Origin of the sequence: Ruegeria atlantica (assembly GCF_013032005.1) — a bacterium.
GTDB lineage: Bacteria > Pseudomonadota > Alphaproteobacteria > Rhodobacterales > Rhodobacteraceae > Ruegeria > Ruegeria atlantica_A.
The window spans coordinates 489,075-512,976 of the sequence record NZ_WQBE01000001.1 but is presented as its reverse complement, the minus strand read 5'-3'; the positions used below and the strand labels follow the sequence as shown (position 1 = coordinate 512,976).

Sequence of the window (23,902 nt, the reverse complement as noted above, 5' to 3'; positions counted from 1 at the left end):
AGGTTATAAAATAGGTATTATTTTACCCCACAATTAAACCCATTTACCCCTGCCCCGCCTCGCCCGCTATATTGAATAAGCAAATCGATTCAAGGAGCGTGACTACCATGGAGTGGCAACAAACCATCGCTGACTATGGCGCATCCTGGCAAGAGACGGACCCGGATAAGCGCCTTGTGCTTTTGACAAAGTGCTTTGCTGAAAACGGTCGCTATGTCGACCCGACCGCCGAAGTGATTGGCCGCGTGAACCTGTGCGATCATATTGGCGAAGTTCTACAGAGTTCTGGTGGACGTGTTGAACTGACAAGCGAACCGTCCAACCATCACGATGTTGTCCATTTTACTTGGCACATGATCGGTCCGGATGGCGGTATCGTTGTGTCAGGCCACGATTTTGTTCGTTTGGATGCCGAGGGTAAAATCTCGTATTTGGCCGGTTTCTTTGGTGATCCGGCCCCACTGAATTGAACGATCAAACACTGATCTGTTCCGGCGGATTGTCCAGCAGACGCCGCAACCTGTGCATCGCATCCTCAAACCGTTCCAGGGACACATGCCCGTTCATGGCGATACGAACCGCATTCGGGGCTCGTCCGTCCCGCAAAGCGAACTCATCGGCAGACCGGAGTTGTATCCCCTCTCGTTCAGCTGCACGGCTGAAGGCTGCGGCGCGCCAGCCCGAAGGCAGGTTCAGCCATACAAAAGGCACATCCGGTGCCCAGTTCAAATCGAACCCGCCCAAGGCGTTAACCGCAACGCGAACATATTCACCCATTCGAACCCGCACGTCCCTTGCAATCTGCAGCGTACGAGGATCAGACAGCAGCAACCTGGTCAATTCCGCCAACGGCTGCGCCAAACCAAAGTACCCATATTCCGCCGAACGCCGCAGGTCGACGCTCCGCTCACGCGGGGCAATGGCAAACCCAACACGCAACGCAGGTGTCAGAGTTTTCGAGATTGAAGATACATGCCACCCCCGTTCCGGTGCCAAAGCACGAAAGCTGGGTTCACGAGCGTCGCCCATGCGATAACAATCATCCTCGATGATCTGAAGGTCAAAGCGCCGGGCCACGTCGACAATTTCTTTCCGACGTTCAAGCGGTGTATGCGCGCCGGTCGGATTCTGTACCTCTGGTGAAACGCAGATGGCTTGTGCTGGTGTCTGGCGCAGGACATGTTCCATCGCGGACGGATCGACGCCCCACTTATCCATTTTCACGCCAACCACGTCAGCGCGCATCAATTCCCCGGCCCGGCGGAACCCAGCATAGGAAAGGTCTTCGACCAGAACGACCGGTTTTGGCCCCCGCAGGATTGTTTGAAACACAAGGCACAGCCCATTTTGCCCCCCATGCGTCAGCACAATATCGTCATGCGACAATGCACCCAAAGGTAGGTCAGACAGCCACTCTACCACCGCCTGCCGCATGGGTTGATAGGCGTCGCGGGTCGGGTAGTTCAAAAATAGACCCGGATCAGCCTGGGCCACTTTTTGCAGGCACTCCCGGATTAGCGAGACCTGCCCAACATCCGCCAATCGTGGGCTGAACAGGCTGACATTGGCGTTGTACTTGCTGTCTTGCAAATGCAGTTGGCGGGCCCAGACATCATCCAGGATTGGCGATTTGGGCGGGGCGACAAATGTACCACGTCCGACCTCGGCGTGTAACAATCCCTCATCCGTCAGAATCGTATAAGCCCGCGCAACTGTGCCCGGTGTGATTTGTAACCGATACGCCAATTCACGCACTGGGGGCAGCTTTGTCCCTACCTCCAGCAACTTGTTATCAATCGCTTTTCTGATTGTATCAGCGACCAGAGTATATTTCGGCCCCTTGGATTTTGGCAGCGATTCCGGCCAAATTGTATCCATTACAATTCTTCCTTTGATTTTGGCACAATCCTGAATGTATCAAGTACATATACCGAACACTTTAACTTTGTGTCAATACAATTTGAAAGGATACCCTGATGACACGCTCGATGCACAACCCCGCCCTCTTGCTGCTGAACGACAGCCCTCGGCTGCCGCTGATCGCCGCGCTGGCCGTGCGGTTTGCGGCGACGGTCACGAAATGGGAACGTCAACGCCGTAGCCGGCTCAATCTGTCCAAGCTGGATGACAGGCTTCTTAAGGATGTCGGTCTGACAAGATATCAGGCTCGTCAGGAATTCACCCGCCCATTCTGGCAGGGTTGAGTTTTCCCCAGTCCCTTGATGGGACCTCTTCCTGGCCGGGCTTCGCCCGGCCTTTTTTATCCGAAGGCCGCCGCGGCCGATCCTTCGGGAGGTAATGAATAGGTCATCGTGGCGCGCGCGACGGGTCTGTCCGACCCTTCTGAAAACATCAGCACATCCCCAACAGCCAGACTGCGTCCCAGCTTTAGCAGTCGACATCGGGCAATAATATCTTTGCCGCCCTCGGGTTTTCTTAGAAAATCCAAGGAGCTGTTCGTGGTAACGGCCAAAGATTGGCGTCCCTTGCGTGCCAGGATCATCGCATAGACACTAACATCCGCCAGCCCGAACATGGATGGCCCTGAAACCGTACCGCCAGGGCGCAGATGGCGATCTTCGACAACCAAACGCATCTCGATCGAGTCCTCATCCAGCTTTTCCACGACGAAATCCCGATGTACCTGTGGGAAGATTTGCCGCAGGTATTCCATCAGGTCTTCCCGGCTCATGGCCAATGACATGCTTCCCCTCCTCGACTTGCCGACCTAGAGTTGGCCCAACATCGCTACGGAGGGCAAGATGGCAATTTTGGAACGTAACGACACAGGCGCAGTCGCCACACTGACAATGAACGCGCCCGATCGTCTGAACGCCCTGAGCGACGAAATGCTGGCTGCCCTGCAATCCGAGTTCGACAGCCTGCGCGATGACAGCGCGATTCGGGCGGTTATCCTGCGCGGTGAAGGCAAAGCGTTCTGTGCGGGTCATGATCTGAAACAGATGACAGCCGGACGTCAGGCCGAGGACGGCGGCAAAGCTTATTTCCAGGGCTTGTTCGCCAGATGCACCCAGATGATGCTGTCAATCCGGTCCCTGCCCCAACCGGTCATCGCACAGGTCCACGGTATCGCCACCGCTGCGGGATGCCAGTTGGTCGCCACCTGCGATCTGGCCGTCGCGGCTGAAGGTACGCGGTTTGGCGTGAACGGTGTGAATATCGGTTTGTTCTGCTCGACACCGATGGTTGCCCTCAGCCGGAACATCTCGCGCAAGCGCGCGTTCGAGATGCTGACGACTGGCGACTTTATCTCGGCCGAAACCGCAGCCGAGCTGGGACTGATCAATCGCGTCGTGCCCGAAATGCTGTTGGAGCATGAAACCGTGTCGCTTGCCGATCAGCTTGCGGCCAAATTGGGTTCGGCTGTGAAAATCGGCAAACAGGCCTTCTACAAGCAGCTGGAAATGCCTCTGGAGCAGGCCTATGACTATACCGGAGACGTAATGGCGCAGAATATGCTGCATCGCGATACCGAAGAAGGCATATCCGCATTTATCGAAAAAAGGCCGCCGAACTGGCACCAATAAAGCGATTATTGTCAACAATTTTTACGATTGTTCGTAATTTTGCACTTCCCAAAAGGGCGACACTGTGGCAATGCTGGGACAGGGCTATGGCTCTAGATACACTTTTTGGGTCGCCGTGGGCGGAAGGTCCCTCCAAGCTGGTTTCTCTCACCGGCGTCGACATTCCCGCAGCGGCGACCCCAAAATTCCCTTAAATCCTTAATCCAAGCGGGCTGTGTTGCGTTGTGCGGTGCTCTGTCCTATGTGGCAGCGCATGACACAAAAACTGCATATCGTGGGCGGCGGCATGGCCGGGTCCGAGGCTGCCTGGCAGGCGGCGGAAATGGGCGTAGATGTGGTGATCCACGAAATGCGACCTAAAGTTGGCACCTTTGCGCACCAAACTGGCAATCTGGCCGAGATGGTGTGTTCGAACTCTTTCCGCTCAGACGATGATGAACAGAACGCCGTTGGCTTGCTGCATTGGGAAATGCGCGCCGCGAACGGCCTGATCATGACAACGGCGGACGCGCACCGGCTGCCCGCGGGTGGTGCGCTTGCTGTAGACCGCGATCCTTTTGCCGAGGCGGTTACCGCCAAACTGCAGGCCCATCCGCGTATCGAGGTTACAGGGGAAGAAGTCACTGCCCTGCCCGATGACGGCCACTGGATCTTTGCCACCGGTCCTTTGACATCGGCAACATTGGGTGACTCCATCCGAACCGAAACGGGTGCAGAGTCCCTGGCATTTTTCGACGCCATTGCCCCGATCGTCTATGCCGACAGTATCGATATGAGCAAAGCCTGGATGCAATCGCGCTATGACAAAGGCGAGACCGAGGAAGAACGCACCGCCTATCTGAACTGCCCAATGGACCGCGATCAGTATGAGGCATTTATCGACGCGCTGCTGGCCGCTGACAAAACCGAGTTTCACGAAGGCGAAACGGCGGGGTATTTCGACGGCTGCCTGCCGATCGAGGTGATGTCAGAGCGTGGTCGCGAAACGCTGCGCCACGGCCCGATGAAGCCGGTCGGCCTTACTAATCCTCATCAGCCTGACGTCAAACCGCATGCGGTGGTGCAACTGCGCCGCGACAATGCCCTTGGCACGCTGTTCAATATCGTCGGCTTTCAAACCAAGATGAAATATGGCGCGCAGACCGAAGTGTTCCGTATGATCCCCGGTCTGGAAAACGCCAGCTTTGCGCGGTTGGGCGGTATTCACCGCAATACGTTTATCAACTCTCCGACGCTTTTGGATGCGCAGATGCGGTTGAAATCGAAACCAAATATCCGTTTTGCGGGGCAGATCACCGGGGTCGAAGGTTATGTCGAAAGCGCGGCGATGGGCCTGTTGGCCGGTCGTCTGGCCGCGGCCGAGATTCTGGGCCGGACCCTGCCCGAGGTTCCGCAGGACAGCGCCATGGGCGCCCTGATCCACCACATCACCGGCGGGGCCGAGGCCAAGACTTTTCAGCCCATGAACGTCAATTTCGGCTTATTCCGACCAGTCGACGGGCTAAAAGGCGGTCGGCGCGGTCGCAAGGACCGCTACAAAGCTTATACGGATCGCGCCAAGGCCGAGTGGACTAACTGGCTGGAGCAGTGTTGACTGGACGCTGTTGGCTCATGCAGCGTAGTATCCGTGTATGAGCGATAAGTACCTCAAAGACGTCTATAATCTGGACACCCCGCAAGAGACGCATGCGCACTATCAAAAATGGGCGTCCTCCTATGATGCCGAGGTTGGCGCGCATGGCTATGCGACCCCCGGGCGGGTGGCCGAGGCGTTATGGTCAAGACTGCCCGAGCCGCAAACACCGATCCTGGATTATGGCTGTGGCACCGGATTGTCCGGTGTAGCCTTGCGTGCGGCGGGTTTCGAAGTGATTGACGGCGTTGATCCAACTCCGAAGATGCTAGAAGGCGCTCTGGCCAAGGGGGTCTATAGAAGTCTTTCAACCTTTGAGATCACCAATCCCGATCCGTTGGATCAAGGAGCCTACAAGGCGATCACCGCAATCGGTGTCATTGGGGTTGGCGCAGCACCGCCCGAGGTTTTCGATATGCTGATGCGCGCGCTTCCCGAAGGTGGCCTGCTTGGCTTTTCCTTTAATGATCATGCGCTTGAGGACGTCTCTTACACTTCACGCTTGAATGATTGGCTTGATATGGGGGCAGCTCGTTTGCTGTTTCGGGAATACGGTCCTCACCTACCAGGAATGGACCTTAAGTCAGACGTATATATCGTTGAAAAAGCGTGATATTTAAAACCCGATTTGCGCCATCTCCCACAGGGCCGTTGCATCTGGGACATGCGTATTCAGCGATGCTCGCCCATGATCTAGCCGGGTCTGAAGACGGTCAATTCCTGCTGCGGATCGAGGATATCGACCAATCTCGATCGCGCGCCCACTGGGAAGAACAAATTTATGATGACCTGCGGTGGCTTGAGCTGTGTTGGCCTGAACCCATCATGCGTCAGTCCGACCGGTTGGCAGTATATGACAGAGCATTGGATGACTTGTGGTCGCGGGGCCTGCTTTATCCCTGCACCTGCAACCGCAAAGATATCGCCGCTGCGGCCAGTGCCCCACAAGAAGGTGTACCGCTGCACGGGCCTGATGGGATCATTTACCCTGGGACGTGCCATGGCAAACGTCGAGACACACAACGTCCCACGGACATTCCTTTGAGATTGGATATGGCCGCTGCAGGCCGCGTGCTTACGGGTTCGGCCCAACCCGGTGCAAAAGTCGGCGCATTTCACGAATCCGGCGCGGGACCAAATGGAGAGACGGGCACCATCCCGTTTTCTTTAGGCGATCTGACAGACACAATCGGCGACGTTATCCTGTCGCGACGCGATATGGGAACGTCTTATCACTTGTCAGTGGTCTTGGACGACGCCGCACAGGGTATTACCCACGTTGTACGCGGACAGGACCTGTTCGAAGCGACCCGTATTCATGTTGTGCTGCAAGCCTTGCTGGGTTTACCGACACCGCAGTACCTTCATCACCGGTTGATCCGCGACGACGTAGGAAAACGTCTAGCCAAGCGTGACGATGCGCGGGCGATCTCGAAATACCGGGCCGAGGGGGCGTCGCCAGCAGATATCCGGGCGATGGTTGGACTGTGAACCGGTCACTCCATGGGTGACATCAGCTCGACCTCGTCGCCGTCTCGTACCGCGGTATAGAAACAGGTACGGCGATTTGTATGGCACGCAGCACCGGTTTGACGCACTAGAACCAGCAAACAATCGCGGTCGCAATCAAAGCGGAAATCCACCAATTCCTGCACATGGCCCGAGGTTTCGCCCTTGATCCAAAACGACTGACGCGACCGCGACCAATATGTGACGCGCCCGGTTTCCAACGTCTTCTCAATGGCTTGAATATTCATCCAAGCCATCATCAACACTTCGCCCGAGCTTGCATCCTGAGCGATGGCAGGGATCAGCCCGGCCTCATTAAACTTCAGCGAGGACGGATCAAACGCGACGGTGGCAGACATGAGAAAAACCTTTTGCATCCCGGTAGATGCTCACTATGTATGGGGAACAGACAACGAGGGAAAGCCATGTCCGGCGAGAACGACCTGATAAAGCTCTATTCCGGCCGCATTCTGGCGCTGGCTGCGGATATTCCGCATCTGGACCGGCTTGAGAATCCTGATGCTACGGTGAAAAAACGCTCACCCCTGTGCGGGTCGACGGTGACCGTGGATGTGAAGATACAGGACGGCAAGATCTCGGAGTTCGGGCAGGACGTCAAAGCCTGTGCCTTGGGCCAGGCTTCGGCCTCAGTCGTGGGCAGTGCCATCATCGGGGCGACTCGGGCGCAGGTGGAAACTGCGTGCGATCAATTGGCCGCCATGTTGAAGAAAGACGGGCCCGTACCTGATGCACCATTTGATGGGCTCGAAGTTCTGATCCCTGCGCGGGACTACAAGAACCGCCACGCATCGATACTGCTGGCCCTTGAGGCCACCGCCGAAGCGATGCGGCAAGCTGAACAGGCAAATTGCGCATAACATTGGAATTTTTGCGGGCAATCCGGTTTAATCACCCCGCATGATGTCGGGGGGATTGGATGGAAAAATTGCTTGAACACTTTGTTACACTCTGGGTCGTAATTGACCCGATTGGCACAATCCCTGTTTTCATAGCCGTCACAGCGGGCCTGACTGCAGCGGCCCGTCGCAAAACCGCCCTGCTCGCCGCGCTGGTCAGCGCTGGTGTCCTTCTGTTCTTTTTGATTTTCGGCCAATTGCTGATCGAGGCGCTGGATATCGGCCTGAATTCGTTTCAGGTCGCTGGTGGTATCATCCTGTTCCTTTTCGCGCTGACAATGATCTTTGGCGAAAGCAAACAAGTCGTCGAACAGCATGAAGCTGAAGAGGAAATGGAGATTTCCGCCAACAAACCCAATCCGGCGATTTTCCCGTTGGCAGTACCATCCCTGGCGTCACCCGGTGCTATGCTGGCGATTGTCATTCTGACCGACAATAACCGTTACAGCGCCGCGGATCAGGGTATTACGGCGCTGGTCATGCTGTCCGTTATTTTGATTTCGTTTGTTCTGATGCTGCTGGCGGACCCGATAATCCGTGTCATCCGTTCTTCGGGTGCTGCGATTATCAGCCGGGTCATGGGAATGATCTTGGCTTCGGTCGCAGTGAATTCCGTTCTGTCCGCGCTTCTTGAGATCATGAAAACCGGGCAGTTATAAGAAAAAACCGCCGCACCTTCCGGGCGGAAAGGGCGGCGGCAGGTTGTGCGTGTCTCGCGTGGGGTCCGGATAGCCGCACGGGGCCGAGGCAGGCCCCTCAAGGGAATTGGGACAGGCAGGTCACCCTTGACTGAAATGGGGATGACAGCGCGGTTTGATCGGCACGAGATCGCAGGCAGAAAGGCTTAGAACGCTCCGGGCAGGTGCAGGGCAACCATTAGCATGACCACCAAAGACACGGCCCCCACAGCATCCTGCAAAATCGTCGATTGCGAGCGGCTCAGGGCGGTCTTGATCTGGGTCAGCATGGTCTCACCTCCGGTCGAGATTTAATCCTTTGTTGACCTTTTGTTCTCATATTTTGATGAGTCGGTAAAGAACTTTTTGAGAACATTTGTGAACTTAGTGGAACAAAATTTCTAACCTACTGAAATCAAACGGATTGCCTTATCCTGTTTCATAAGCCACAGCAAAACACGTGCCGCCTGCCCTCGGTCCGATTTCAAACGGGGATCAGCAGACAGTAACGCACGGGCATCAGTCTGCGCCGTTGCCATCAACCCAGCCTGACGTTCCAGGTCCGCAATCCGGAACTTCGGCAACCCGGATTGCGCTGTCCCGATCAAATCACCCGCACCACGCATCTGCAGATCAGTTTCTGAAATGCGAAACCCGTCTTCGGTTTCGCGCAGCACTTCTAATCGTTTGCGTCCTCCTTCACTGAGCGGAGGCTGATACATCAGCAGGCAGGTTGAGTCCGCCTCACCCCGCCCAACGCGACCGCGCAACTGGTGCAGTTGCGCAAGCCCAAAAATCTCAGCGCGCTCTATGACCATGATTGAGGCATTTGGCACGTTGACCCCAACCTCGATCACGGTCGTGGCGACCAGTACCTTGGTTTGCCCGTCCTGAAAGGCCTTCATGGCAGAATCTTTATCGACCGATGGCATCTGGCCATGCACCAACCCGACCACTCCTTCGCCCAGAATGGCGCGCAAACGTTTGAAACGCTCTTCGGCCGCCGTCAGGTCTAAAACTTCGGATTCGTCGACCAACGGGCACACCCAGTAGCACTGGCGCCCTTCATCAATCGCGCGACGCAGGTGCGAAACGACATCGTCCATACGATCTGTGCTGATGATGGCCGTTTTGATAGGTTTTCGTCCTGGCGGTTTTTCGTCCAGCACCGAAACATCCATATCGCCATATTGCGCCAAGGCCAGACTGCGAGGGATCGGAGTGGCGGTCATCACCAGCACATCCGCGCCCTGCCCTTTTTCCGACAACTCCATTCGTTGCCGAACACCGAACCGGTGTTGTTCATCGACAATCGCCAGCCGGAGCGCCCTGAATTCAACATCGCTTTGAAATACCGCGTGAGTTCCGACCAGGATTTGAATATCGCCATTCTTCAGCGCCGCCAGCTTTGCACGTCGTTCCGCGCCCTTGTCCCGGCCAGTGAGGATTTCCAGCACGACCCCAGCCTCTTCGGCCAACGGGCGCAATCCCTCCAGATGTTGCCGGGCCAGAATTTCGGTAGGCGCCATCATGACGCCCTGGCCTTTGGCCTCGACCGCGATGAGCAAGGCCATAAAGGCCACCAGCGTCTTGCCCGCACCCACGTCGCCCTGCAATAACCGGTTCATACGCGCGTCCGAAGCCATATCGCCAGCGATGTCGTCAATGGCCCGCAACTGCGCTTTGGTAGGTTGATATGGCAGGCTGGCAAAAACCTTGGCCTGCAAAGTCCCCGTTCCGACACTGACCAGACCCCGGGCTTTCCGCTCTCGCTGACGGGCCAAGGCCAACGTCAATTGATGCGCAAACAACTCATCATAGGCCAGACGTTCCCGTGCCGGAGCATGAGCAGCCACATCATCTGCCCCCTGCGGGTTATGCGCAGCTGCAATTGCAGTGGCCCAGGCTGACCACCCTTGCTTAGCCACCAGGGCGGGATCGATCCATTCAGCCAATTCCGGGGCCCGCGCCAACGCGCTGCGGGCAGCTTTATAGGCCGTTTTCTGCGTGATCCCCTGAGTCAGATGATACACCGGTTCAAAATCCGGAATTTCCTGCGCCTCTTCCACAGGCACCATATGATCCGGGTGGACCATCTGCGCCATGCCATCGAACAGTTCGAGCTTGCCCGAAATCACCCGCCGTGAACCTTCCGGCAAAATACGCTTCAGGTAGTCACCACGCGCGTGAAAGAACACCAACTGGAATTCTGCCTGGCTATCCTCGACATGCACCCGGTAAGCGCCGCCCTTACTGCGGGCGGGCCGGTGCGTACCAACAGTCACTTCAACTGTCAGAGTGGTCGGCAGGTCAACACCCTGAATCGTATCGCGCCGACGGCGGTCAATGACGGCATATGGCAGGCTGAACAGCACATCGCGCGGCGACTCCGTCCCCGCTTGGGTCAAGACCTGAGCTGTCTTCGGCCCAACCCCATCCAATGTTTCCAACCCCGCGAACAGAGGAAACAGGCTTTCTGGGCGCCCGCTCATGCGGTTCCGATCAGCTGCAACCAACCATCCTCATCCAATGTTTCAATACCCAGTTCGGCGGCTTTCTTTGCCTTGGAGCCAGCACCGGGGCCGGCAACCAGAATGTCTGTTTTCTTGCTGACCGAACCCGAGACTTTAGCCCCTAATGCCTCGGCGCGGGCCTTGGCCTCAGCGCGAGTCATCATTTCCAGCGTGCCCGTGAAGACGACCGTTTTGCCTGCGACCGGACTGCCGGCTGTGTCGGGGCGTTTCGCCTCTTGTATGTCCAGCTGGGCGACCAGCGCATCAATGCTGGCGCGCTCGGCCTTTTGCGCAAAGGCTGATATGAGAGCGCGGGCCATAACCTCGCCGACGCCATCCACGCCCAACAAGTCGTCCCATTCGGGGCCTTCGAACCCCGCCGCAGAGGTAATGGCGCGTTCAAAGTCACCCCAGTTTCCATAGTGTGTCGCGATCAGGTTCGACGCGGCCTCACCCAAATGGCGGATGCCCAGTGCAAACAGTAGCCGACCAAAGGGAATTTTGCGTTTCTCGTCGATGGCCTCCCACAGGTTACCCGCACTTTGCGCCCCCCAGCCTTTGCGATTGGCCAGTTTGTTCAGGTTTGCCGCGTCGCGTGTCTGCAGGGTGAAAATATCGACCGGCGTTCTGACTGGCAGATCCGGGTCATCGTAAAACATCTCGATCTGCTTGGCGCCCAAACCTTCGATGTCGAAGGCCTTGCGAGAAACGAAGTGCTTCAGCTTTTCCACCGCCTGTGCCGGACAAATTACACCCCCGGTACAGCGGCGCACTGCGTCGCCCTCTTCACGGACCGCGTCGCTGTTGCATTGGGGGCAGGTCTTGGGGAACTGAAACGGCTCTGCCCCTTCGGGTCGTTTCGAGATATCGACATCGGCCAGTTTCGGGATCACATCACCGGCTCGGTATACCTGCACCCAATCACCGACCCGAATATCCTTGCCGTCGCGGATAGTACCACCTTTGGCGTCACGACCCGCAATATAATCTTCGTTGTGCAAGGTGGCATTCGACACGACCACACCACCCACCGTGACCGGGTGCAACCGGGCAACCGGGCTGAGCGCCCCAGTGCGGCCAACCTGAATGTCGATCGCTTCAAGTCGGGTCCAGGCCAGTTCTGCAGGAAACTTGTGCGCAATCGCCCAGCGGGGGGTTGTGGAGCGGAACCCCAGACGCCCCTGCAAGGACAGATCGTTCACTTTGTAGACGACGCCGTCGATATCATAACCCAAGGTGGATCGTTGGGCCTCGATTTCGCGGTAATGCGCCAGCATCTGATCCGTCGTTTCACACAGCTGGGTCAGGGAATTGGTGGCGAAACCAAGACTGCGCAACCGGTCAATGGCCTTCATTTGGGTTTCTGCCAACGGTTCGGACAGCTCACCCCAGGCATAGGCAAAGAACCGCAACGGACGGGCCCGCGTGACGGACGAATCCAATTGCCGCAAGGAGCCCGCTGCTGCGTTTCGTGGATTGGCGAAAGGCTTTTCTCCTGCCTCTTCCTGCCGCGCGTTCAGCTTTTCGAAGTCTTCATGCGACATGTAGACCTCGCCCCGAACTTCCAAAATGTCGGGCGCATTTTCCAAGGTTTGGGGAATATCTGAAATCGTCCGGGCATTTGCCGTGACATTTTCACCAACTTCGCCGTCTCCGCGGGTGGCCGCCTGAACCAATTTGCCCTTCTCATACCGCAAGGAAAGCGACAGACCGTCAATTTTAGGTTCAGCCGTGTAAGACAAAGGTTTAGATGCTTCTAACCCGAGGTACTTTCGGATTGAGCGGTCAAAATCCTGCACGTCTTCGTCGTCGAACGCATTGCCCAGCGACATCATGCGAACAGCATGGGTAACTTTCGAAAAACCATCAGACGGGCGAGCGCCGACTTGATCCGAGGGGCTGTCGGCGCGCTTTAGTTGCGGAAACCGCGTTTCGATTTCAGCATTTCGACGCTTGAGCGCATCATATTCGGCGTCCGAAATCTCGGGGGCGTCTTCGCCGTAATACAGCGTGTTTGCCCGCGCCAACTGTTCGGCCAATTGCGCCAACTCAGCGCGCGCGGCCTGTTCAGTCAGGTCAGATACCGGAATCAATTTGCTCATGGCCTCGCCCTGTCACTTAGTCTTGGACTTCAGTGATAGGGCGAGGTCATGGTCAGGTCCAGACGTGCTGTTCAGTGAGTGAAAGCGGTCGCCCCGGACCACGGGCGGCCATGTTCAAATCAGGCCCCAACCGCCATCCGCGTTTCGTCAACACTGTTGCTTTGCGGATCACGCAGGACATAGCCCCTGCCCCAAACTGTCTCGATGTAATTTTCACCACTGGTGGCGTTGCTGAGTTTCTTACGCAGCTTGCAGATGAAAACGTCGATGATTTTCAACTCGGGCTCGTCCATGCCGCCATAGAGGTGGTTCAGGAACATCTCTTTAGTCAACGTGGTGCCCTTACGTAGGCTCAGCAGCTCAAGCATCTGATATTCCTTACCGGTCAGATGAACAGCTTTGCCTTCCACTTCGACCGTTTTGGCATCGAGGTTCACCGCAACGCGACCGGTCTGGATGATGGATTGCGAATGCCCTTTTGAGCGGCGGATGATGGCATGGATTCGGGCCACCAGCTCCTCTCGATGGAAAGGCTTGGTCATATAATCATCGGCACCGAACCCAAAACCTTTGATTTTGCTTTCCGTATCGTCTGCGCCTGACAGGATCAGGATCGGTGTTTCCACCCGAGCGATGCGCAGTTGCCGCAGGACTTCATGCCCATTCATGTCCGGCAAGTTCAAGTCCAGCAGGATCAGATCGTAGTCATAAAGCTTTGCAAGATCGATACCTTCCTCACCCAGATCCGTTGCATAGACGTTGAGGTTTGCGTGTGTCAGCATCAATTCAATGCTTTTGGACGTAGTCGGATCATCCTCGACAAGAAGTATACGCATTTACTGCTCCAATTCGGGTCAATTTACCAATTCAAATTGAGCCTGCTCAAAAATGGTTAATCTGGCGTTACCGTTGAATCATTTATTCCCTTTCACCCTTAGGTTGTCGATATTTTTTTAATGCGGTCACCTTTAAAGCATCCGTGCCGTGTTCTGCGACGGCCGCAACCCACGCGTTAAATTCCTCATCACTGAGGCCGTATCGCTTTTTGGCGTCTGACAGTGTGATCAGCCCATAAACTACTCCCCGCACGACGATTGCCTTGCGCGATGCGACCCAGCGTGTCGTATCCCTTGGCGGCAGATCGGCGCGCGATAGAACCGTTCCATCCGGTAGGGTTATGGATCTTGGACCCTCAACTTTGTGCAAAAACATTTTATGACCCTCTTCGTGCTGCGACAAAGCTGACACCACCCTACTTAATGCTGAGTGAAACCGCCCCTTGAGAGTGTGTAGAATTTTCCTATATTCTGCCGGTCTTTCTTAACCCGCACTGGAATCATCATGGCCCTCGCTGCCGAGACCCAACTCAATTCGCTTGGCTTTGCCAAACCGCCCTCGGAAACGCGGGTGGTTGTTGCCATGTCCGGTGGCGTAGACAGCTCTGTCGTGGCGGCCCACCTGGCCGACCAGGGCTATGACGTGGTTGGTGTAACGCTACAGCTTTACGATCATGGTGCAGCGCTGGCCAAGAAAGGTGCTTGCTGTGCGGGGATCGATATCCATGACGCACGCCGTGTGGCCGAGGAACGCGGATTTCCGCACTATGTTCTGGATTACGAGAACATCTTCAAAGACGCGGTGATCGACGAGTTTGCTGACAGCTATCTGGCAGGTGCTACTCCGGTGCCCTGCATCCGCTGCAACGAACGGGTCAAATTCAAGGATTTGCTGGAGACCGCCAAGGATCTTGAGGCCGACTGCATGGCCACCGGTCACTATATCCAACGCAAAATGGGTCCCAATGGGCCAGAGTTGCATAGCGCCGAGGACGCGAACCGCGATCAGTCCTACTTCCTGTTCTCGACCACACCCGAGCAGTTGGATTTCCTGCGTTTCCCTCTGGGCCACCTGCCCTCGAAGGACGCCACCCGCGAGATGGCCGCGCAATACGGGCTGGCCGTGGCGGACAAGCCGGACAGTCAGGACATCTGCTTCGTGCCCAACGGCAATTATGCCAGCGTCATCGAAAAACTGCGCCCCGGTGCGGCAGAACCCGGTGAGATCGTGCATGCGGACGGTCGCGTTCTGGCGGAGCATAACGGCGTGATCCACTATACCATCGGACAACGCCGCGGTCTGGGCATCGGTGGCCTTAGCGAGCCATTATATGTCGTAAAACTGGACGTGGATGCGAAACAAGTCGTTGTTGGCCCCAAAGAGATGCTGGCCACCCGAACCATTCCTGTGCGTGAAATCAATTGGCTTGGGGATGAACCCTTCACCTTACGAGATGAATGGCATGTTCTGGTTAAGGTCCGCTCGACCCGACCCCCGCGCGAGGCGATCGTAAGACCTTTGTCCAATACCACGGCAGAGGTTGAGCTGTTGACGCCCGAAGAAGGTGTCTCACCCGGTCAGGCCTGTGTGTTCTACGCGTCGGAAGGCAGCCGTATCTTTGGCGGCGGCTGGATCTGGCGCGGGTACTAAATCGCGTCCGTCCACGAGTTGCTAAGGATATAGAGCCCGGCGCAAATCATCACATAGGGAACCAACCGTTCCAACCGCCGGGCCAGCGTGCCGCTCATGAACGGCGCTTTGGCCCCTAACAGCGCAACGGTTGCCAGACCAAGTGCCGCCAACACGGCCCCGATAACACCAGCCGTTCTGAACGTGGGGGCCGAGTCGGCCAGCAGAGGCGCAAGGACGGCAAACGTATCCATCGACAGGCTGATGAACAGCAGCGTGACCATGATCACCGACGCCCCGGTATCCAGATTTGCGTGCGTTTCAGTCTCGGTTCCCCGCCTTTGCCGGATCAAGGCTAAGATGCCCAAACTCAGAGGTATCAGACCCAGATACCCGGCCCAGTGCGGCACGACATCCTCAACCCCCAACGCCAGCAAAAGCGCTGCGCTGATCACGACCCCCTGCGCAAGCAGAAAGCCAAAGACCGCGCGTTTGGCCCCCGACACCAGCGATAGCGCCAGCAGCGCCGCCAGATTGTCCAGATTGGTCAGAATCTGAGCCATAAAGGCGGACAGTCCGAACAGCACGAAGTCCAGCATTACGGAGTCATCCGATCAAGAACGGCTCGGGCGGCCCTCAAACCGGGGGCCTCACCTCCGCGCCCCAGACGTTCCATCGTGAGGGTCATGGCATCGCGCTGCGCATCGGGGGCAGCCGCGACCTGTTTCAACGCCCCTGCTATCTGTTCAGGCTGACAGTCATCCAGCAAACACTCGGGGACTGTTCGGGTCTCGGACACCAGATTGACTAGCGTTACAGTATCCAGCTTGACCATCCGCTTGGCAATCAGAGTGGTCAGCCAGTTCAGATTATACGCTATCACCATAGGCGTCGATTGCGCGGCCAGTTCCAACGAAACCGTCCCCGAAGCGGCGAGTGACAACTCTGCCGCCGCAAACGCGACCCGCTTTTGTGCTTGTGCCTGATCCGAAGGCATCTCGCGCGGATCGACGACAACAGGGTTTCCGGGCCAGCTTTGCATATGCTCGGTGACGGTATCCACCATATGCGCAACCGCGGGCACCACAATACGTGCGCACGGCCGTTCATTCAGATAAAGGCGCAGCGCCTCACCAAAGATCGGAGCCAGACGCTCAATCTCGCCTCCACGCGAACCAGGAAGCGCCAGTATGATCGGTGCGTCGCCCAGATCGTAGGTCGCGCGAAAATCCTGGATATCCTGATCCGAAGCTATCGGTTCGCTGGCCACCGGATGACCAACGAAATCACACTCCATCCCCGCACGTTCCATATAGGGCGGTTCAAATGGTAACAACGCCAGAACATGGTCGATCACCTTGGCCATCTTGTCCGCGCGCCCGGGGCGCCATGCCCAGACACTGGGGGCGACGTAATGCACCGTTCTGATATCACTCTGCGCTTTTACCTGCTTGGCGACGCGCAGTGAAAAATCCGGGCTGTCGATGGTAATCAATACATCGGGCTGCGTATCCAGAACGGCCTGAGCGGTCTCAGAAATCCGGCGTTTCAGGTGGAAGAACTTGGGCAAAACCTCAACCAGCCCCATCACCGACAGTTCAGCCATTGGAAAGCGGCTGTCCAAACCCTGTGCCTGCATCAGCGGTCCGCCAACGCCATCGAACTGGATATCGGGTACGAGACTGCGCAATCCTTCCATCAAGGCGCCGCCCAAACGGTCGCCCGAAGGTTCACCGGCGACCAGGAAGACGCGCATCAGATCGCCCGCTCACGCACATACAGAAACAGGCCCAGACGGTTGCATTCGTCGATCACACGATCCTGTTGCAACACGATCACGCCACCTTTTTCGATGACAATACCCGCCAGCCCAGCTGCCACCGCACCAGAAACGGTCCCAGGGCCAATGGTCGGCAAGTCAGCACGTCGGTCCTGATCGGGTTTCGGCGCTTTGAACAAAACGCCACCCCCCGCATCCGGTCTTTGGGTCAAGGATTGCAGCATCCAATCTGTGCCGTAGATGCTTTCGACCGCAAGCGCCTGCCCTTTGGACACCGCACAAGCCTGACCGATATCCGCAGCTCCCATGGCCCGCAGAATACCCGCTGCCCTGTCTGCATCGGACAGTTCAGCCTCGGATGGCTGCGTTTCGGTAAGGCAACCTAGTTCCGGCAGTAACGCCGGGGCAATTTCGTGAGCGGCACGAACGGTCAGTCCAGAGTTTTCGAATATGCCGATCACGGCGCGCAATGCCCCGTCATCCCCGGACATCATCGCCTGTTGCAGTACTGGAACCAGAGGCATCGTGGCCGCATCAATCCGCGATGGATCGATAGCGGGACGGCGCACCGCGCCAGCCATGCAGATCTGGGTCACGCCGCGCGCTTTCAAATCTGCAAGGAAGCTTCCCAGCTGTTCCAATGGAAAGACGATATCCGCGATCAGAGCGTCAGGCGTAAAACCTTCCATCACGCAGATCAGCGGACGGTCGGAAAGACGGGCAACCACTTCGCCCGGCAATGCGCCTGTTCCAGCAATCAATGCCAGCATTAGTTTATTTCCTCGGTGTCAGGAACGAGCGATCCGATTGCCCGGTCACGAAATCCACGATCCGCTGCACATATTCGCTTTCGTTGTCCACACCTACCCGGTGCGCGCGTTCCATGAACGTGCCATCGCCGGTCGACAATTCGCGGAACGCAGCACGCAGGGCCGAGATATCCTCGCGCGAGACACCGCGCCGTTTCAAGCCAACCAGGTTCAGTCCGTCTAACTCACCCCGAGGCGCCTGAACCAGGCCATATGGGATCACGTCATTGGGCACCATAGTCAGTGCGCCGATGATCGCGCCACGGCCCACGCGCACCCATTGATGCAGGCCGGAAATTCCGCCCACGATCACATCATCCTCGATGACACAATGACCTGCCGCGCCGGAATGGTTCACCATGATCACACGATCTCCGATCTGAACGTCATGCGCCACGTGCACACCTGCCATCAAAAGACAATCGTCGCCGATCCGGGTCACACCGCCGCCGCCCTCGGTTCCGGTATTCACCGTCACATGTTCACGAATGCGGTTACGCTTGCCGATCTCAAGCCGTGTATCCTCACCCCCGAATTTCAGGTCCTGCGGAATTTCTCCGATCACCGAGAAATTGAAGATCACGGTCTCATCACCGATCTGGGTTTCGCCGGTCACGACGACATGGGACTTCAATTCGACCCGGTCGCCCAGCTTAACCTGACTGCCGACAAAGCAGAATGGTCCGATGGAGCAGCCTTCACCGATCTGCGCACCGTCTTCGATGATTGCGCTTGGGTGGATGCCGCTCATGTTGTCTTTTCCATGTCCCAGTCGACATAGGCCGAAAATTCGGCTTCGGCTGCGACTTCGCCATCAACCGTCGCCCGACCGCTGAACTTGAAGATCTTGCCACCCTTCTTACCCCGCACGGTTTCCACGTGCATTTCAAGCACATCGCCAGGGATCACTTTGCGGCGGAATTTGCACTTGTCGATGTTCATAAAATAGATCAGCAGTTCGCTGTCGATCACGTCCATACCGACGCCCAGCATCACACCTGCAGTTTGCGCCATCGCTTCAACAATGGTCACGCCGGGCATGATCGGCGTTCCGGGAAAATGGCCCTGAAAATGTGGTTCGTTCATTGTGACATTCTTGATGCCAACGGCCGATTGATAACCCGAGATATCAACCACCTTGTCGACCAGCAGAAACGGATAGCGGTGCGGCAAAATCCGTTGGATCAACTGGATGTCGGCGCTTTGGGTTTCCGTGCTCATGGTGTTGTAGTCCCATTCTGGATTTCTGTTTGCGGCGTGGTTAGCAATACCGCGCCCTAAGGGCAAGCAAACCTATTCACTGGCCCCATTTTCAACGGCGCTGCCGTCGCCGATCGCCGCATTGATCCGCGCAATGGCGGCATCGGTGATATCGGTTCGATCCGAACTGAGGAAAACGCTGGATCGTTCAATAATGATGGAAGCGCCGGATTCGCGTAGCAGGTCAATCAAAACCGGCCGTGCAAGTTCCAGAAACATCTGCCGAGCCTCTTCACTGCGTCGTGCCAACACGTCCAGTTTTGCGCGCTGCCCCTCCCGATGCGACTGAACCTTTTCGTCAAAGGCATCGGCCAGGGGGCGAAATTCTTCAGCCGTCATGGTCGCACGCTGTTCCGTCAGAACCTTTTCCTCTCGGCTCAGCTCGGCCACGATCCGTTCGTTTTCTTCCCCTAAAAGAACGCCTTCGGCCTCTATCTCTCGAAGGACACGTTGACCAAAGGCAGATTCAGCAAACAAACGCTCGCTGGACAACGTCACCACGCTGCTTTGCGGAACCCCCAATTGTTGGGCCGCTACTGGCTCCAAAAAGACAAGGGTCAGAAATACACACAGGGCCCATAAAGGGCCCTGCAGTTTCATGAACACAGTTTTCAACATTCAGGATCAGAACCGAGCCTGAACCGTCAGGTCGAAGTTCTGTTCTTTGTCAAAGTCTTCCTTTTTCAACGCTTTCGAGAAGTTGAAGCGCAGCGGACCAAACGGCGTTTCCCAAAGAACCGACACACCAATTACGTGGCGGATCGAGCCGTCTTCGCCGACGATATTGGCACCGGCCGTATTGACGTCGTTAAGATTGTACAAGTTGCCAAAGTCGTAGAACACGCCGCCACGCAGACCGAATTCTTCGGGCAGACCCAGCGGGAAATCCGACTCCAAACGCGCGACCCAATAGTAATTGCCCCCGATCGCGTCATCCTGTCCGTTGGACAAGTCGCGCGGACCAAGACCCGCGGGCTCGAACCCGCGGAAGATGCTGGGTCCCAAAACAAAGCGGTCGATAGTGCGGCTGAAATCATCACCTCTCCAGTGCAGCGCACCGACTTCCATCGACGCACGCAGAACAACTTCTTCGTTCCAGACACGTGTCTGGGCGACACCACGGGCCGTCGTCTTGAAGTATTCGTTGTCGCCGCCCAGTCCTGCAGCATCGATACCGGCCTCAAACAGGACGCCTGCATTCGGGTTCAGACCTCCGATCCGGCTGTCATAAACATATGAGAGGCCTAGAGAACTGGTGGTACGCTCACCCTGATCAATTTCCGAAGAAATGACTGCACCGTTAGTTTCGTCACCTTGCTGGGTCATTTCGCTGTTTTGCCAACCATAGCGCAGACGCAGGGATGACAACTCGCCAATCGCATAGCTCAACTGAGGCCGGAAGAAGAGTGTCTCGGTGTCATAGCTGGCAAAGCTTGAATTGGTCGTCGACAGGCCCAATCCCAAGTCAAACCGAAGTTTGCGCCCCAGCAGGTAAGGTTCTGAGAAGTTCAACGTGTATTGTTCGGCATCCTGGGCAGTCGACAAATTGACGCCAATTGTTTGCCCGCGTCCCAGGAAGTTAGATTCCTGAAGGCCAATCGCAACCCCGAAACCATCAGAAACTGAGTAGCTACCACCCAGGCTCAGCGAACCCGTCGGCTGTTCCTCTACATCCACATCCACAATCACCTGGCTGGGCGAAGACCCTTCGCGCGGTTCGACATCGGCCGCAGCAAAGAAACCCAAGGCCCGGATACGTTCGGCGGCCTGACGGATCTCACGCGGGTTAAAGGGGTCACCTTCCACCGTATCGAATTGACGACGGATCACGCGGTCAAGCGTGGTTGTGTTGCCTTCAATATCGATCCGCTCGACAAAAATCCTTGGGCCTTTGGTCAGAACAAACTGCACATCCAGCGTCAGGTCACGTGCGTTGCGCGTCACGCGCGGCTCCACACGCAGGAAATCCACGCCCTGCTTGATGCCGAGACGTTCCATCCGCGCAATCGAGTTTTCGATCAGCATCGGAGTGTAAGTCACTCCCGGTCGAATTTTCAGTGCATCCTGATACGGAGCAGGATCCACACCCGGAATTTCGCTGACAGTGCTGATCTGCCCAAATGAGAATTTTTGACCTTCGGTGATGTTCATCACCAAGAAGAAAGCGTCGCGCTCGCGAGTGAATTCCACATTTGCGCTGTTCACGCGGAAATCGACATAACCACGCGACAAATAGAAATCCCGAATGACCTGTTTGTCGAATTCGATCCGGTCAGCAATGAAAGTATCGCTGCTGACAAACGTCCGCAGGATATTCGCCTGTTTCGATTCCAGAACCCTGCGCAGGCGCCGGTCAGAATAAGCTCGGTTGCCGACAAAACTCACACGCTCGACTTCGATCGTGGTCCCTTCTGCGACCTCGAATACCAGATCGACACGGTTGTCACTGCGGCGAATGATGCGGGGAATAACCGTTGCAGACACCCGTCCCTGAGACGAGTAGATCTCGGCGATCAGGTCGGCGTCAGCCTCCGCGACTTGCGGTGTAAAGACGCGGCGTGGCTCTGATGAGATTGCTTCAAGCAGCACGTCATCTTTTACGCGGCTGTTACCTTCAACGCTGATCTGATTGATTGTCGGATATTCTTCAACTTCGATAACCAGCGTACTGCCACGCGGCGTCAATTCGACTGTCTCAAAAACACCACTGTCAAGCAAACGCTGATAGGCATCGTTCAATTCGCCCGCTGTGACCGACTGGCCCGGCTCGATTCCTGTACGTTCAATAATGGTCGAGGTTTCGATACGTCGGTTGCCTTCGACATCGAACGAATTAAAGACGAAATTTTGCGCCCACGCGGCCTGTGGAAACGGTACAAAACCTACCAATGTAAGAAGGAATATTAACGTTAGTGACCGCCACAAAATCTTGTTTTTCGGCTTCTGCCCACCGCAGGATGTGCCCGCGCCTCGCCTATCAGTCATATTTTTCACTACCCAATATTTTTGGACTTTAAAGCTGATTAGCGAGAATATTTAGCCTTGTCAAAAGACCAAAACAGAAAGCGGCCCATGGGCCGCCTTGTGTAGTTTCAATAACAGGTCTTAAGAATCACATAGTGATCAAATAGGCCCAGCCGCCCATTGCCACGGCAGTCACACCGAAGAACAGCAATGTATCCCAGTTCAACACGAACAAGCACCCAAAGCTTTTGGCGGATTTACGAAGGGCCTTTGTCATAACTACCTCTGACACGGTTCAATTACCGGCTATTAACCTAAGCTGGAATTGAGGCGGAATTGGGGCATTTTCTTGTGATCGACGCCACAATCAGCAGAACAGATCGTTCGTAACCGAAAAGACCATAAGTCCAAGGATCAACGATATGCCAACCCCCATAAGCACGCGCAGTACACCGTCGCTGGGTGGTTTGCCTGCAATGGCCTCATACGCATAGAATACCAGATGGCCCCCATCCAATGCCGGAATGGGAAACAGGTTCAGCAAGCCTACGGCGGTCGACAGAACGGCAATAAAGAATATGAAATTCTGAGCACCCTGACTGGCCATAGCGCCCGAAGTTTCCGCAATGCCGATGGGACCGGAAATGTTACAGGTGCTGATCGCCCCCGTCACCATATGCCAGACGCCCGACAAAGAGCCGTCAACGATGCGAATGGTCTGCTGCACACCGCCGGAAAGAGATGCCAGAAGGCCCGCGGGTTCCGTCGCTGGTTCCAAAGCCATTCCACCCACAATCCCGATGCGCCAATGGGTCACAAAGCCACCTTCCGGCTGCGGCTCATCCGTGCGACGCGGGGCCAGGGCAAATTCAAGCTCGGCCCCGTCGCGCCAAACGTTCAGCAACAGAACCTTGCCGTCCGATCCCTCTACATGTTCTTTGAGCTGCTCAAAGGCAAAGATAGGATCACCGTTGACGGCCGTAATAACGTCGCCCGACTTCAGATCGATATCCATGGCTGCACTGCGTGGAACGACCTGTTGGATCAGCGCCGGGAACAACCAGGGGCCGGATACATCCAGTGTCTGCCCATCGCGGATCACCGTGTAATCCAACTCCGGTTCAACAGGCAGTGCATCCGTAAAATCAGACCAGGCCCCCTGCTGATCAAAATCAGGAACGGGAAGACCCGCAATTGCGACGATTTCATCCCCGTCCTGCAATTCCTGCACCGAACCAGGCAACGAGCGCAATTCGCCGACTGTAAAAGGATCGCGCGTAACGCCCTGAGACATAAAGATCAGGCCAAACACCACAATGGACATCACAAAGTTGAACACGGGCCCAGCGGCAACGGTGGCTGCCCGCGCCCACAACGGTGCGCCGTGCATGGTGCGGCGCAGCTCTTCGGGGGTTTGCTCGGTGATTTCCTGCATCGCGCCTTCGTCCTTGCCGGATGCGGCGTTGGCATCCCCAAGGAATTTGACATACCCGCCGAAAGGCAAGGCTGCGATCTGCCAACGCGTTCCGCGTTTGTCGATACGGCTCCACAATACCGGGCCAAACCCGACCGAGAACACCTCGGCATGGATGCCGGACCAACGCCCGACGATATAATGGCCGTATTCATGTACCGCGACGATGACGGACAGGGCGATCACAAAGGCAACGATGGTATAAAGCAAGTTGCCGAATTGAGGGATCAGAGAGATTACGTCCAAGTTT

Annotated in this window: 26 protein-coding genes; 9 read left to right on the top strand and 17 right to left on the bottom strand. The window is 56.4% G+C overall.

The genetic code is table 11. The features are described from left to right. The first annotated feature begins 107 nt into the window (after nucleotides 1–107). Nucleotides 108–470, top strand: coding sequence for a nuclear transport factor 2 family protein (locus GOX21_RS02490; RefSeq protein WP_170375254.1), 363 nt, complete (start codon nucleotides 108–110; stop codon nucleotides 468–470). Between the two features lie 4 nt (nucleotides 471–474). On the opposite strand, the gene GOX21_RS02485 is transcribed toward GOX21_RS02490, so the two are convergent. Next, a complete protein-coding gene (locus tag GOX21_RS02485; RefSeq protein ID WP_170375251.1) occupies nucleotides 475–1,878 on the bottom strand; it encodes a PLP-dependent aminotransferase family protein in 1,404 nt (467 codons plus the stop codon). Nucleotides 1,879–1,976: 98 nt separating this feature from the next. Here GOX21_RS02485 and GOX21_RS02480 point away from each other — a divergent pair, with 98 nt between their 5' ends. Further along, the gene (locus GOX21_RS02480) at nucleotides 1,977–2,204 is read left to right on the top strand and encodes a DUF1127 domain-containing protein (protein WP_170348662.1); all 228 of its coding nucleotides are present in this window, start codon (nucleotides 1,977–1,979) and stop codon (nucleotides 2,202–2,204) included. Nucleotides 2,205–2,260: 56 nt separating this feature from the next. Here the strand turns inward: GOX21_RS02480 and GOX21_RS02475 are convergent, their stop codons facing one another. Next, nucleotides 2,261–2,704 carry a PaaI family thioesterase gene (locus GOX21_RS02475; protein WP_170348661.1) on the bottom strand — a complete coding sequence of 148 codons (444 nt, stop codon included), beginning with the start codon at nucleotides 2,702–2,704 and terminating at the stop codon, nucleotides 2,261–2,263. Between the two features lie 58 nt (nucleotides 2,705–2,762). Here GOX21_RS02475 and GOX21_RS02470 point away from each other — a divergent pair, with 58 nt between their 5' ends. From GOX21_RS02470 to gluQRS, 4 genes are all read left to right on the top strand, one after another. After that, nucleotides 2,763–3,548, top strand: a complete 786-nt coding sequence (locus GOX21_RS02470; RefSeq protein ID WP_170348660.1) for an enoyl-CoA hydratase — start codon at nucleotides 2,763–2,765, stop codon at nucleotides 3,546–3,548. A gap of 253 nt (nucleotides 3,549–3,801) precedes the next feature. Then, complete coding sequence (gene trmFO / locus GOX21_RS02465; RefSeq protein WP_170348659.1) at nucleotides 3,802–5,142, top strand: methylenetetrahydrofolate--tRNA-(uracil(54)-C(5))-methyltransferase (FADH(2)-oxidizing) TrmFO; 1,341 nt, start codon at nucleotides 3,802–3,804, stop codon at nucleotides 5,140–5,142. A 37-nt stretch (nucleotides 5,143–5,179) separates the two neighbouring features. Further along, nucleotides 5,180–5,794, top strand: a complete 615-nt coding sequence (locus tag GOX21_RS02460; RefSeq protein ID WP_170348658.1) for a class I SAM-dependent DNA methyltransferase — start codon at nucleotides 5,180–5,182, stop codon at nucleotides 5,792–5,794. After that, nucleotides 5,791–6,672 (top strand): tRNA glutamyl-Q(34) synthetase GluQRS, encoded by an 882-nt coding sequence (gene gluQRS / locus GOX21_RS02455; RefSeq protein ID WP_170358403.1) that lies wholly within the window; start codon nucleotides 5,791–5,793, stop codon nucleotides 6,670–6,672. Before GOX21_RS02460 ends, gluQRS begins: the two co-directional genes overlap by 4 nt. 5 nt (nucleotides 6,673–6,677) lie before the next feature. Here gluQRS and hisI read toward each other — a convergent pair whose 3' ends face one another. Continuing rightward, a complete protein-coding gene (hisI, locus tag GOX21_RS02450) occupies nucleotides 6,678–7,067 on the bottom strand; it encodes a phosphoribosyl-AMP cyclohydrolase (RefSeq protein ID WP_170358401.1) in 390 nt (129 codons plus the stop codon). Between the two features lie 48 nt (nucleotides 7,068–7,115). Here hisI and GOX21_RS02445 point away from each other — a divergent pair, with 48 nt between their 5' ends. Further along, entirely contained in the window at nucleotides 7,116–7,568 is a 453-nt protein-coding gene (locus GOX21_RS02445) for an iron-sulfur cluster assembly scaffold protein (protein ID WP_170358399.1), read from the top strand. 59 nt (nucleotides 7,569–7,627) lie between these two features. Next, on the top strand, nucleotides 7,628–8,266 hold the full coding sequence (locus GOX21_RS02440; protein WP_170348654.1) for a MarC family protein: 639 nt from the start codon (nucleotides 7,628–7,630) through the stop codon (nucleotides 8,264–8,266). A 185-nt stretch (nucleotides 8,267–8,451) separates the two neighbouring features. Here GOX21_RS02440 and GOX21_RS21625 read toward each other — a convergent pair whose 3' ends face one another. The 5 genes from GOX21_RS21625 to sciP all read right to left on the bottom strand — a co-directional run bounded on the left by GOX21_RS21625 (nucleotide 8,452) and on the right by sciP (nucleotide 14,111). After that, nucleotides 8,452–8,574, bottom strand: coding sequence for a hypothetical protein (locus tag GOX21_RS21625; protein WP_264187059.1), 123 nt, complete (start codon nucleotides 8,572–8,574; stop codon nucleotides 8,452–8,454). A 111-nt stretch (nucleotides 8,575–8,685) separates the two neighbouring features. After that, entirely contained in the window at nucleotides 8,686–10,776 is a 2,091-nt protein-coding gene (recG, locus tag GOX21_RS02435) for an ATP-dependent DNA helicase RecG (protein WP_170375249.1), read from the bottom strand. Then, nucleotides 10,773–12,899 (bottom strand): NAD-dependent DNA ligase LigA, encoded by a 2,127-nt coding sequence (gene ligA, locus GOX21_RS02430; protein WP_170375247.1) that lies wholly within the window; start codon nucleotides 12,897–12,899, stop codon nucleotides 10,773–10,775. Before ligA ends, recG begins: the two co-directional genes overlap by 4 nt. A gap of 119 nt (nucleotides 12,900–13,018) precedes the next feature. Next, complete coding sequence (gene ctrA / locus GOX21_RS02425) at nucleotides 13,019–13,735, bottom strand: response regulator transcription factor CtrA (RefSeq protein ID WP_170348651.1); 717 nt, start codon at nucleotides 13,733–13,735, stop codon at nucleotides 13,019–13,021. A gap of 82 nt (nucleotides 13,736–13,817) precedes the next feature. Continuing rightward, nucleotides 13,818–14,111: a CtrA inhibitor SciP gene (sciP, locus tag GOX21_RS02420; RefSeq protein ID WP_170348650.1), complete on the bottom strand. Its 294-nt coding sequence runs from the start codon at nucleotides 14,109–14,111 to the stop codon at nucleotides 13,818–13,820. 129 nt (nucleotides 14,112–14,240) lie between these two features. On the opposite strand from sciP, the gene mnmA reads away from it, so the two are divergent. Continuing rightward, nucleotides 14,241–15,386, top strand: a complete 1,146-nt coding sequence (mnmA, locus tag GOX21_RS02415) for a tRNA 2-thiouridine(34) synthase MnmA (protein WP_170375245.1) — start codon at nucleotides 14,241–14,243, stop codon at nucleotides 15,384–15,386. Here mnmA and GOX21_RS02410 read toward each other — a convergent pair. The 9 genes from GOX21_RS02410 to rseP form a co-directional block, all read right to left on the bottom strand. Beyond that, the gene (locus tag GOX21_RS02410) at nucleotides 15,383–15,964 is read right to left on the bottom strand and encodes a cadmium resistance transporter (RefSeq protein ID WP_170358391.1); all 582 of its coding nucleotides are present in this window, start codon (nucleotides 15,962–15,964) and stop codon (nucleotides 15,383–15,385) included. The genes mnmA and GOX21_RS02410 overlap by 4 nt on opposite strands. After that, on the bottom strand, nucleotides 15,964–17,121 hold the full coding sequence (gene lpxB, locus GOX21_RS02405) for a lipid-A-disaccharide synthase (protein ID WP_170375243.1): 1,158 nt from the start codon (nucleotides 17,119–17,121) through the stop codon (nucleotides 15,964–15,966). The genes GOX21_RS02410 and lpxB overlap by 1 nt, the downstream gene beginning before the upstream one ends. Beyond that, the gene (locus tag GOX21_RS02400) at nucleotides 17,121–17,915 is read right to left on the bottom strand and encodes an LpxI family protein (RefSeq protein ID WP_170375241.1); all 795 of its coding nucleotides are present in this window, start codon (nucleotides 17,913–17,915) and stop codon (nucleotides 17,121–17,123) included. Before GOX21_RS02400 ends, lpxB begins: the two co-directional genes overlap by 1 nt. Before the next feature lie 4 nt (nucleotides 17,916–17,919). Beyond that, nucleotides 17,920–18,705, bottom strand: coding sequence for an acyl-ACP--UDP-N-acetylglucosamine O-acyltransferase (lpxA, locus tag GOX21_RS02395; protein ID WP_170375239.1), 786 nt, complete (start codon nucleotides 18,703–18,705; stop codon nucleotides 17,920–17,922). Continuing rightward, the gene (gene fabZ, locus GOX21_RS02390) at nucleotides 18,702–19,175 is read right to left on the bottom strand and encodes a 3-hydroxyacyl-ACP dehydratase FabZ (RefSeq protein ID WP_170375237.1); all 474 of its coding nucleotides are present in this window, start codon (nucleotides 19,173–19,175) and stop codon (nucleotides 18,702–18,704) included. Before fabZ ends, lpxA begins: the two co-directional genes overlap by 4 nt. Nucleotides 19,176–19,247: 72 nt before the next feature. Then, nucleotides 19,248–19,814 carry an OmpH family outer membrane protein gene (locus tag GOX21_RS02385; RefSeq protein ID WP_254428437.1) on the bottom strand — a complete coding sequence of 189 codons (567 nt, stop codon included), beginning with the start codon at nucleotides 19,812–19,814 and terminating at the stop codon, nucleotides 19,248–19,250. Between the two features lie 24 nt (nucleotides 19,815–19,838). Further along, nucleotides 19,839–22,199, bottom strand: a complete 2,361-nt coding sequence (gene bamA, locus GOX21_RS02380; RefSeq protein ID WP_170375233.1) for an outer membrane protein assembly factor BamA — start codon at nucleotides 22,197–22,199, stop codon at nucleotides 19,839–19,841. Between the two features lie 127 nt (nucleotides 22,200–22,326). Next, the gene (locus tag GOX21_RS21620) at nucleotides 22,327–22,455 is read right to left on the bottom strand and encodes a hypothetical protein (protein WP_264187062.1); all 129 of its coding nucleotides are present in this window, start codon (nucleotides 22,453–22,455) and stop codon (nucleotides 22,327–22,329) included. 90 nt (nucleotides 22,456–22,545) lie between these two features. After that, entirely contained in the window at nucleotides 22,546–23,898 is a 1,353-nt protein-coding gene (gene rseP, locus GOX21_RS02375; RefSeq protein ID WP_170375231.1) for an RIP metalloprotease RseP, read from the bottom strand. Between the last annotated feature and the right edge of the window lie 4 nt (nucleotides 23,899–23,902).

Bases quoted from the DNA above. Each gene is read 5' to 3' on its own strand.
- GOX21_RS02410 (WP_170358391.1), bottom strand. From the start codon at position 15,964: ATGCTGGACTTCGTGCTGTTCGGACTGTCCGCCTTTATGGCTCAGATT.
- GOX21_RS02440 (WP_170348654.1), top strand. From the start codon at position 7,628: ATGGAAAAATTGCTTGAACACTTTGTTACACTCTGGGTCGTAATTGAC.
- GOX21_RS02490 (WP_170375254.1), top strand. From the start codon at position 108: ATGGAGTGGCAACAAACCATCGCTGACTATGGCGCATCCTGGCAAGAG.
- lpxB (WP_170375243.1), bottom strand. From the start codon at position 17,121: ATGCGCGTCTTCCTGGTCGCCGGTGAACCTTCGGGCGACCGTTTGGGC.
- GOX21_RS02385 (WP_254428437.1), bottom strand. From the start codon at position 19,814: ATGAAACTGCAGGGCCCTTTATGGGCCCTGTGTGTATTTCTGACCCTT.
- GOX21_RS21625 (WP_264187059.1), bottom strand. From the start codon at position 8,574: ATGCTGACCCAGATCAAGACCGCCCTGAGCCGCTCGCAATCGACGATT.
- GOX21_RS02485 (WP_170375251.1), bottom strand. From the start codon at position 1,878: ATGGATACAATTTGGCCGGAATCGCTGCCAAAATCCAAGGGGCCGAAA.
- GOX21_RS02475 (WP_170348661.1), bottom strand. From the start codon at position 2,704: ATGTCATTGGCCATGAGCCGGGAAGACCTGATGGAATACCTGCGGCAA.
- GOX21_RS02480 (WP_170348662.1), top strand. From the start codon at position 1,977: ATGACACGCTCGATGCACAACCCCGCCCTCTTGCTGCTGAACGACAGC.
- GOX21_RS21620 (WP_264187062.1), bottom strand. From the start codon at position 22,455: ATGACAAAGGCCCTTCGTAAATCCGCCAAAAGCTTTGGGTGCTTGTTC.
- GOX21_RS02470 (WP_170348660.1), top strand. From the start codon at position 2,763: ATGGCAATTTTGGAACGTAACGACACAGGCGCAGTCGCCACACTGACA.
- fabZ (WP_170375237.1), bottom strand. From the start codon at position 19,175: ATGAGCACGGAAACCCAAAGCGCCGACATCCAGTTGATCCAACGGATT.
- sciP (WP_170348650.1), bottom strand. From the start codon at position 14,111: ATGTTTTTGCACAAAGTTGAGGGTCCAAGATCCATAACCCTACCGGAT.
- hisI (WP_170358401.1), bottom strand. From the start codon at position 7,067: ATGCAAAAGGTTTTTCTCATGTCTGCCACCGTCGCGTTTGATCCGTCC.
- recG (WP_170375249.1), bottom strand. From the start codon at position 10,776: ATGAGCGGGCGCCCAGAAAGCCTGTTTCCTCTGTTCGCGGGGTTGGAA.
- lpxA (WP_170375239.1), bottom strand. From the start codon at position 18,705: ATGAGCGGCATCCACCCAAGCGCAATCATCGAAGACGGTGCGCAGATC.
- mnmA (WP_170375245.1), top strand. From the start codon at position 14,241: ATGGCCCTCGCTGCCGAGACCCAACTCAATTCGCTTGGCTTTGCCAAA.
- ctrA (WP_170348651.1), bottom strand. From the start codon at position 13,735: ATGCGTATACTTCTTGTCGAGGATGATCCGACTACGTCCAAAAGCATT.
- GOX21_RS02445 (WP_170358399.1), top strand. From the start codon at position 7,116: ATGTCCGGCGAGAACGACCTGATAAAGCTCTATTCCGGCCGCATTCTG.
- trmFO (WP_170348659.1), top strand. From the start codon at position 3,802: ATGACACAAAAACTGCATATCGTGGGCGGCGGCATGGCCGGGTCCGAG.
- GOX21_RS02460 (WP_170348658.1), top strand. From the start codon at position 5,180: ATGAGCGATAAGTACCTCAAAGACGTCTATAATCTGGACACCCCGCAA.
- GOX21_RS02400 (WP_170375241.1), bottom strand. From the start codon at position 17,915: ATGCTGGCATTGATTGCTGGAACAGGCGCATTGCCGGGCGAAGTGGTT.
- bamA (WP_170375233.1), bottom strand. From the start codon at position 22,199: ATGACTGATAGGCGAGGCGCGGGCACATCCTGCGGTGGGCAGAAGCCG.
- ligA (WP_170375247.1), bottom strand. From the start codon at position 12,899: ATGAGCAAATTGATTCCGGTATCTGACCTGACTGAACAGGCCGCGCGC.